Source organism: Capnocytophaga sp. oral taxon 332 str. F0381 (assembly GCF_000318275.2).
Taxonomy (GTDB): Bacteria; Bacteroidota; Bacteroidia; order Flavobacteriales; family Flavobacteriaceae; genus Capnocytophaga; species Capnocytophaga bilenii.
On record NZ_KB291320.1, the window covers coordinates 26,308 to 33,516 of the forward strand.

6 protein-coding genes and 1 tRNA gene are annotated in these 7,209 nt (G+C 37.6%); 2 read left to right on the plus strand and 5 right to left on the minus strand.

Annotated features, from left to right (window positions below; translation table 11 throughout):
- Nucleotides 1–220: 220 nt before the first annotated feature.
- The 5 genes from HMPREF9075_RS08165 to HMPREF9075_RS08185 form a co-directional block, all read right to left on the minus strand.
- Nucleotides 221–439 carry a hypothetical protein gene (locus tag HMPREF9075_RS08165; protein ID WP_009416056.1) on the minus strand — a complete coding sequence of 73 codons (219 nt, stop codon included), beginning with the start codon at nt 437–439 and terminating at the stop codon, nt 221–223.
- A gap of 4 nt (nt 440–443) precedes the next feature.
- Nucleotides 444–1,286, minus strand: coding sequence for an ATP-dependent Clp protease proteolytic subunit (locus HMPREF9075_RS08170; RefSeq protein ID WP_009416057.1), 843 nt, complete (start codon nt 1,284–1,286; stop codon nt 444–446).
- Between the two features lie 266 nt (nt 1,287–1,552).
- Nucleotides 1,553–2,890 carry a hypothetical protein gene (locus tag HMPREF9075_RS08175; RefSeq protein WP_157049241.1) on the minus strand — a complete coding sequence of 446 codons (1,338 nt, stop codon included), beginning with the start codon at nt 2,888–2,890 and terminating at the stop codon, nt 1,553–1,555.
- A gap of 22 nt (nt 2,891–2,912) precedes the next feature.
- Nucleotides 2,913–5,369 (minus strand): TonB-dependent receptor domain-containing protein, encoded by a 2,457-nt coding sequence (locus tag HMPREF9075_RS08180; protein ID WP_009416060.1) that lies wholly within the window; start codon nt 5,367–5,369, stop codon nt 2,913–2,915.
- Between the two features lie 183 nt (nt 5,370–5,552).
- Nucleotides 5,553–5,623, minus strand: a tRNA-Gln gene (locus HMPREF9075_RS08185).
- Nucleotides 5,624–6,030: 407 nt separating this feature from the next.
- On the opposite strand from HMPREF9075_RS08185, the gene HMPREF9075_RS08190 reads away from it, so the two are divergent.
- Both HMPREF9075_RS08190 and HMPREF9075_RS08195 read left to right on the plus strand, forming a co-directional pair.
- Nucleotides 6,031–6,651, plus strand: a complete 621-nt coding sequence (locus HMPREF9075_RS08190) for a GNAT family N-acetyltransferase (protein WP_009416062.1) — start codon at nt 6,031–6,033, stop codon at nt 6,649–6,651.
- Between the two features lie 73 nt (nt 6,652–6,724).
- Nucleotides 6,725–7,105, plus strand: a complete 381-nt coding sequence (locus HMPREF9075_RS08195) for a TraR/DksA C4-type zinc finger protein (RefSeq protein ID WP_009416063.1) — start codon at nt 6,725–6,727, stop codon at nt 7,103–7,105.
- The last annotated feature ends 104 nt before the right edge of the window (nt 7,106–7,209 follow it).

A 7,209-nucleotide genomic window follows, 5' to 3' on the forward strand; every position in this document is an offset into this window, starting at 1 on the left:
GTACCGCATTTGCTAATTCTCTAATTTGCTAATTTTAGATTGCGGCACGTGTCTAACGACTTTATACACAAAAAAGAGGCTGTCCGAAAAGTTTTAAAAGTATGATAGCGACATCTCTCCCCTTTGGGGTAGGGGGATGTTTATTCACATTGTAGGGGCGATTGGCAAATCGCCTTCACAAAACAAAACTTTTCGGACAGCCTTTGTATAATACAAATCGTCAAATTGACAAATTAGATTGGTTTAAGACTACTGTTTTTGCATATATTTCTGTAGCAGAAGCTAAGGTATAACCACGCTTTTTCATTTTACCTTCTTTTATGAGTTCGTTGTAGAGCTCATTAGCTTCTAACAATTTTTTAAAATTGTTATCTTCTTTATAGGTTTCAGTAAAAGTAGTTATAAGGGTATCGATTTTTTTATCAATAAGTGTTTCCATAGTGTCAAATAAAATTACGAGTGTGAATAAATACAGGTGAATTAGCATAGTTAGATATTAATTCATCATATTCTCTTATAAGGGGGCGCAACTCTTTGTCTTTGCTATAATCATCAATTTTTAATCGCAATTCATTAGTGAGAGTTCCTATATCTATAGGACGACCGTGAGACTTCCACATATTACTATCGCTTAATTTATCAGCAATTACGGTAGCACGTTCTATTTTCTCTTCTATAGAAACAGGTTGAGTATTTTTATGATGTGTCCAATCTTTAAATTTGTATCTTACTAACCATTTTTTTAGCAAATCAATAGTTAAATTTTTAGCTTGTTCATAGCCTCTTAATTCGGCTAAATCTAAATCTTTAAGCATTAGAAATTCGGCTTGTGTAAGTGTTCCTTTTCTAGATTTTTCTATAAACTCATTTACTTTGTCCAAATACCCCAAAGCAGCGACCCAATTACCATCTTTATTGCGCACTTGTGGGTCGATAGGTCCTAATACTGATGAGTAATCCATAAAAATTTTATCACCACTCATACAAAAGATAGTTCCAGCACTATAAGCGTAATTAGGCACTATAAAATTTACTTTTTCATAGTGAAACCGTAATATTTTTACAAAACGTTCTACAGCGGTAGCACTCCCACCTGTAGTGTTCAAAACTATATAAATAGTATTATTTTTCCCTGCAATATCTTCTACTATTCTAAGAAAATTACTCTCTATATTATCTAAAATATTTCCGTAATAAGCTAATACATCAGCATTTAAATATTCTTCTAATGAAGCTAACTTTTTATTGAGTAACTGGTTGATGTTATTTTCTAAGGCAGTTTTCATAAAGTCATAATTTTACTTTGCAAAAATACAAAAAATATTTTATCCTCGCAAATTTATAATAATCCATTAAATTTTAGGTGCGAGCCGCACAGGCATTGCGACATTTCCTCCCTTTGGGGTAGAGGGATGTTTATTCACATTGTAGGGGCAATTGGCAAATCGCCCCTACAAACAAAACTTTTCGGACAGCCTTTGTATAATACAAATGCGGTACAACCTTTCGTAAAGATTGTACCGCATTTGCTAATTCTCTAATTTGCTAATTATTAGAACACTCCCAAGTAGAGTGCACCACCTAAAGCTTCTAAAGCAGCACCCTTTTCAAAGCCGTTAGCATCGGTTTTGGTAGGGTCAAAAATATAGATATTTCCTTTGGTATCAGTAGGACACAAAGCCATATACAATTTACCATTGTGTACTTTAGCAGCTTGGTAAAAATTGAGCCATAATTTGGCAGGTACGTTTAGTTTTACAGCTGTTTTAGCATTCAGGTCTATACGTAATACCCCCGAAGCAGCATTATCATAACCCACTACTTTCCCTTTGTCGGTTACAAGACTATAGTTGGCGTAAGCAATGCCATTATTTACGTAGAAAAAGCCCATAACTGCAATTGTTTCAGGAAATCCTGCAGCTGTTTTAAGGTCTATTTCATACGAGGTATCGTAGCTGCCGTTAGTAATCTTAAGTACTTTCCCGTCTATAGTAGTATGGTAAAGACTATTATTATACACTCCATATGAAAGTCCGTAAAAACTGTTAGGACGCGCTGTAGCTCCTTTCACAGCTGCATTTGTAATAAAATTATCATTACTCAATGACGGATAATCTAACACCCACGAACAAGCTTCGTTTTTCCCCTGCAGCTTATCACCTGCTGTTTTTTTACCCGTACTACGGAATATTTCATTCTTAGCAACCCCAAAATATAATTTACCATTTGCTACTACAGGAATGTCTAATCCTGTTACATATAGAATAGTTTTTGAAGTAGTAGCAACAGGCAAGTTAAACTTTTTAGTTTGGGCTGCATTTACAGTAAGGTTTTGTAAATCAACCTTAGCAATTACAGCAGTAGCAGTTACCGTAGTATCTACTTCCCCGTTAGTGGTCTCGGTAGTAACTTTACTAATTAAACGGTATAAAATGGCAGTATTATCATCTATAAGGCGAATATTACCAGTACCATTATCCAAAGCTGCTTTGGTGTCTATTTTGCCTATTTTAGTATAAACCTCAGTACTCCCTACAGCAGGTTTTAGTTTGCTAAGCTCACCTGTACCTTGGTCATACACATACACAACACTACCATTGTGAGAACTAAACACTTGCTGGGTACGAGTGCTTCCAAGATTGTAACCTTTACCTTGGAAGCTTATCTCGCCTACCTTTATACCTGCTTCGCTAAAAGGCTGTAATGACCAGTCGGCTGCTCTGTCGTGTCCTACGCGGTATAGCACATTAAAGGTAGCCTCGCCACTAGGTGGGGTAGGAGGCGTAGGAGGGGCTTGAGGCTCTTCCTTGTCTTTACAAGCTACTAATGTAGTAGCTATTGCGATAGCCAAAGTAGCTATCTTTCCTAATGTAAAAAGTTTGTTACGCATAAAATATTTATTTAGAAATTTGTTACTGAATATGATAGGTAAGTTTGCCATAAAAAGCCCTCCCTGGTTTCTGCAAGGCATAATTGTCAAATACTTGTATGTTGAATATATTTTTAGCACTTGCCGAAAGGGTAAGCCTTCTATTGGCAAAAGTATAGCTCACCCCTATATCGTGCAAAGGTTGGGCAGGTAACATCGTTTTGTTTGCCGACCCTAAGCTCTCCCAGTTGATATAAAACGGGTGAGTGTAATTGAAATTGTAATCTATAGAGGCGCGGTCGCCTGTTGTAAACAGCTTATTAAAAACGTATTCTACGCTGGTATTGGAAGTGAAATAAGGCTGGTTGCGCAAGCGGTTTTTGTAGTAAAAATAGCGCAATCCCACTTCATCAAATTCCAAATTGAAAATAGCACGATTATATGACAGGTTACTATTGATAAACAACTGCTTATTGAAATTATACTTTAGCTCAAAATCTACCCCTTTACTGCTAATTTTGCCTAAGTTTTCATACGAAAAGTTATTAGATGTAATACTTGGTAACCCACGAGTTATCATATCGTGAATATCACGTACAAAAAAAGTAACTTCACCCCCTAAAGTATGTTTTTTGTAAGAAAAATCACTTAGGTTTAGACTTAGATTGAAGTTATTAGCCCGTTCAGGTTTTAGTGTATAATTGGCATTTATCATCTCACTAGTGTTACCTAATAATTCAGATGACGAAGGCATTCGTATTGCTTTTTCAGCAGAGACAGCGATATTTATTTTAGAGGTTATAGCATATGATAACACTGCACCATAACCTTCATAATGCCCTTTTTTAAAATGTCTATCAATACTAAATGTATAACCATAAATAGGACGGATACGCTCTTTCATCTCCGTGAGCGATACACTCTGGTGATATGATTTGTAGAAAAAAGTAGTGTTGAGTTTATTTTTAAAATACTTCCCTTCGTAATTCGCCCCCCATATATACTTCCCATAACTGAGCTTGTCCATTGCATTCCTCACACTAGCAGACTGCAAAGGGTCGTCCACCTTACGCGAAAAATCTTCGTAAAAGAAAGTTGCGCCTATGGTGTGTGCTCTTGCTAATCGGTAAGAAAGCTGTGAGCGGTTAGAGAGTCCTGCTTCCGTATTTTCGGCACGAGTAGCGTTGCCTGCTTCGCCTCCTTGCGAGCGAGTCATATAGCTACCGTCAAAATTGCGCATACGTTCCCCCCGCCAGTTGTACACATAAGGACTGTCGTCTATCACATTCCTAAAAACTAACGAATAAGTAGTATAGGTTTTGAAGTTTAAACCTTTTAAGAGGAGGTCGTTTTTGCGGTATTGTAGGTTTGCCATACGACTATGGCTATAAGTGCGCCTATCACCATAAACAATGTGCATTGTTGCTCCCGTTTGTATGTCTTTTTGCATTTGCGAAAACATAAAGCCCACGCTAAAGTCGTCAGCCCATTTTTTATGCACCACCCCCAGCGTACCTTTCAAGCCCATAGCGTAGTAGCTGTCGTGAAAACGCTTTACCCTGATAGGTTTCATACGCCCCGTACTGATGTCGGTAATATACACCCCTTCACCCCACACTTCGTAGTTGTTATCGGTATAGTTATGAAAAGAAGAGAGCCCCAGCGTTATCCCTGTTTTTTGTTCTCTGAAAGAGGCGTTTAAATCCCATTGGTGGGTGTTGAATGAGCCGTAAGAATACGAACTAACAAGTGTATTGCGCATTTCTTTTTTTAGCACTACGTTGATGCCTCCACCCAGCGCATCTTCCGATAGTTCAGTAGGCAATACTCCTTTATATACTTCTATACGCTCAATCATTGAAGGAGGAATGCTACTGAGTGAAAACGAACGCCCATAGTTGCGCATCGGGATACCATCTATAAAAATACGCACCGAGTTGCCCGTAAGCCCGTTGAGGTTATAGCTCAGTTCCGAACCTAATCCAGCCGTTTGTCGTATTTTTAGCCCAGCAGTGCGCCCCAAAAGTTCTGTAGTTTGCAGGTTTTTCAAACTTGCTTCTTTGGTATTTACCACCGCCATTGCAAATCCCTTTTCTTTAGTTTGCGCCCCTTTGTGCTTTTGCACTACCACCACCTCGCTTAGCGAAATTTCTTCATTGCGTTCCAATTTTACAATCACTTTATTATGAGGTTGGGTAGCGTTTACTTTCACAATAATAGGCTTGTTTCCGTAATCAAAAGGACGAATTTCCAAGTTGTATTCTTTCCCCAGCGGAATAGCTGCCAATGTGAAAGTACCTTTGTCATCGGTATACTCATAAACCCCCAAAGGCTGTAACACCAACACCACATTGGCAGCAGGAGTCCCGTTTTTGTAAAGTATTTTCCCCGAAATAAAACCTTTATCGGCAGGTTGCGCCCAAGAAGACAGCGGCAAAAGCCACAAGATAATAACCCCTATAATAGTACGTAAGCGCAACAGAGATAGAAACTGCAACATTATTAATAACTTATAAAAACGCTGCAAAGGTACTATTTATATTTATTCCACACAAGTATTTAGAATGTTTTTTTAATATTAGTCTTTCTTTTTCCAAGTTCAGCTCAGAGTTATTACACTATAAAATCAAAAAAGTTGTTTAAGAAACAAGCGCTTCTCAAACAACTTAAGCAACATAAAAGGTTGGTCTACTAGGACTCGAACCTAGAATAACAGAACCAAAATCTGCTGTGTTACCATTACACCATAGACCACTGTTATCAGTTTTGCGGTGCAAAGGTACGGCTTTTTTTTAAATCTCCAAATTTTTGCCCAAAAAAAATATAAAAAAATAATTCTATCATTTATATCCACTTGAATATTAGTACATTATATTTCCACCTCACAATTACCCCAATTCATAATTCACAATTCATAATTCACCAAACCCTGAGCGAAGGTTGAGCGAAGGATAAGCGAAGGTTGAGCGAAGGATAAAAGCCTGTGCGGCTCGCACCGAGCTGGCACAGCCGAGTATGTGAAGCCTGTGCGGCTCGCACCACCTGAAAAAATATTTTGTTGTTTTAAATTATTTTATTATTTTTGCACTAAATAATTTGGCATTGGAGTTTGATTTTAAGAGTTGTGAGGGAGTGCCTTTTTTATAAAAACTAAATTATTTATGGATTTTCGTTTAGCTGCTGCCGATGATGCTAATAAAATAGCTACTTTACTAACCGACGTTTTTGCTAACTATAATATGTATCGCACCGTTCTAAGCAAGCATTTTACCGCCGATAGTAAATACATTGACTTTTTGAACAAGATGCATTACGTACAAGCCAAAAGTAATATCCGCAAAGGATATTGCTTGGTAGCCGAAGAAGATGACAATATTATTGCAGTAGCCATATTGCAAGATTTAAGCAGAACACGCATTACTGTGTGGGATTATATCCGTTCCGGTGCCCTTGATTTGCTACCCTATAGCAATGTAGTACATCACTTTTTGCCGTTCTTAGAACGCAGTAGTGAGGCAGCCAAATACAATGTGCCTACAGGAGCGTGGTATTTGGAGAGCTTTTTGGTAAGCCCACAATGGCAAGGAAAACGCATAGGAGGTAAGTTTTTAGACAAAGCAGTAGTACCCTTGGTAGCTGCCAATGGCGGTCATTACCTAAGCCTCTCTACCAATACAGCTATGAATGTATTCTTTTATAAAAAACACGGTTTCAAACAAATAGATAAAGAAGAAATTGAAGGCGTAGAGGTATGGAGCTTGCTGAAAGAACTAAAAAACTAAGGTGATTTCTGCTGAAAAACACGATGCTGAAAAAAATGACAAATGAATGAACTAAATATAAAAAAATAATACTATGGAAGATACAATAAGAGTACGCTATTCTGATAAAGAATTAGAAGAATTTAAAGCACTTATAGAAGAAAAAATAAAAAAAGCTCAGAATGATTTAGAACTCATAAAAAGTTCGTATATGAATGGTGCTAGCAATGGTACTGATGACACTTCGCCTACGTTTAAAGCTTTTGAAGAGGGCTCTAAAGTTACTAGCAAAGAAGAAAATACCGCACTTGCTATTAGGCAAGAAAAGTTTATCCGAGACCTTAAAAATGCACTCGTTAGGATAGAAAATAAAACCTATGGCATTTGTCGCGTTACAGGCAAATTGATAGATAAACGCCGACTAATGGCTGTACCCCACGCCACCCTAAGTATTGAAGCTAAAAATATGCAATAAAATAGCTATTATAGTATTCAAGAGGCTGTCCGAAAAGTTTTATTTTGTGAGGGCGATTTGCCAATCACCGCTACAATGTGAATAAACATCCCCCTACCCCAAAG